The organism is Polaromonas sp. P1_E1_2, from assembly GCF_056406035.1.
In genome coordinates this window covers 1-1,644 of record NZ_JBFUAZ010000778.1, presented here as the reverse complement: position 1 = coordinate 1,644, position 1,644 = coordinate 1, and the positions used below count along the sequence as shown (strand labels likewise).

1 protein-coding gene is annotated in these 1,644 nt (G+C 65.9%); it reads right to left on the bottom strand.

Annotated elements, in window-relative coordinates; genetic code table 11:
- Positions 1-1,644 (bottom strand): sensor histidine kinase (locus tag AC1D1P_RS22785; RefSeq protein ID WP_477674558.1); only part of this gene is annotated, 1,644 nt, incomplete at both ends.

Here is a 1,644-nt window from a genome sequence, read left to right as displayed (position 1 = left end):
GGGCTACGTGGTGCAGTACCCAGCGTGAAGTAAAACGTGGTGCCTTCTCCCGGCGTGGAGTCTGCCCAGACCTTACCGCCGTGCCGCGTGACAATCTTGTGCACGCTCGCCAGACCGATCCCGGTGCCCGGGAAATCCGACCCGAGATGCTGGTGCTGGAAGGCGCTGAACAGCTTGCCGGCATGCGCCATATCGAACCCGATGCCATTGTCCTTGACATGGTAGATCAGTGTGCCGTCAGGATAGCGCGCACAACCGACGGAAATCTTCGCGCGGTCCTGTCCACGCGTGAACTTCCAGGCGTTGTCGACCAGATGATCGATGGCGAGCGTCAGCATAGCCGGGTCCGCGGTGGCCTGAAGGCCGGCCTGAACATGGATGTCGGAGAGGCGGTCGGGATCACGCTGCTGGCAGGCCGCAAGCGCGGCGCTGGCGATCGCGCTGACGTCCACCGCGCCACTCGCCAGGTGGGGGAGTGAGAGACGAGCCAGGGACGCCATGGCGTCTGACAATTCGTTGATCTTCTGCACACCGGCCTGGATGCGGCTCAGGTAGTGGTCCTGCAACTCGCTTGCGCCGGGCTGCAACGTGCTGCGCAACTGACCGCAGAACCCGCTGATGGTGATCAGCGGCTGGCGCAGGTCGTGCGCCAGCGAGTACGAGAACGCCTGCAGCTCCTGGTTGACGGTTTCCAGCTCCGCCGTGCGGACCCTGACACGCTCTTCCAGCCCGTCATTGAGATGCTGGATATCCTGCTGGTGCGTCTGAACTTCGTTGGAAGTGTTGTCCAGGGCGCGCATCAAATCGCCGATTCCGCCGCGCGGGTAGGGCGGTCCGATGCGCGCGCCCAAGTCACCGTTCCTGAACCGGGCCGTGCCCTTCACGATCCGGCCCAGCGGGCGGCGGACCCCCAGCTCTACAAGCGACCAGGCCAGCAGTAGCGCCAGCAGCGCTGCACCCACAACGCCCGCAAGCACAGTCCGCGCGCGGTGCTCCGCGTCGGCTGCCAGGTCCTGGGTCGGCACGCCCAGCGCGATCAGTATCCCTGCGTCCCATGGCGGCGGCAGCGTACCCAGGGCCCAGACCCGCCGCACCCCCGCCGGGCCAGCGAACTCGGCTATATCGCCGTTATGACCCTTGACGGCGAACCGGCCGAGGGTGGTATCGGCCAAAGATATTCCTGGCATGGGCCGGTTGGTGCGTGGCACCCCGACGCGCGTGCTGCGGGAAGCCAGCACGACACCGGCGCGGTCAAACAGGGTGATGGCCGTGTCGGAATAGGGCTGTGCCGCCAAGACATCACGCGAGAATTGGTCCAGGTTGATGGACGCAAGCAGCACGAACCGCACCTTGCCTTGTGGGTCGCGCGAGGCCTGGGCCACCTGCGCCACGCCGATACCGGTGAGACGGCCAATGACCGGCTCCAGCGCCGGTGCCGTGGACACCATGGCCTGCTGGAAATAGGCGCGGTCGGCCAGGTTGAGCTTGCGGCCGGTGCGCAGCGAGTCGCAGTGCAAGTCGCCATTCGGCTTGATCGTGAGGATGCTGGTGTATTGCGGATGCTGCTTCAGCACTTCGGCAAGGTAGGCCGAGCAGGCGCCGCGCTCCTCCACATCAAGCTCGCGCGACTGGGCAAGCCCGAAC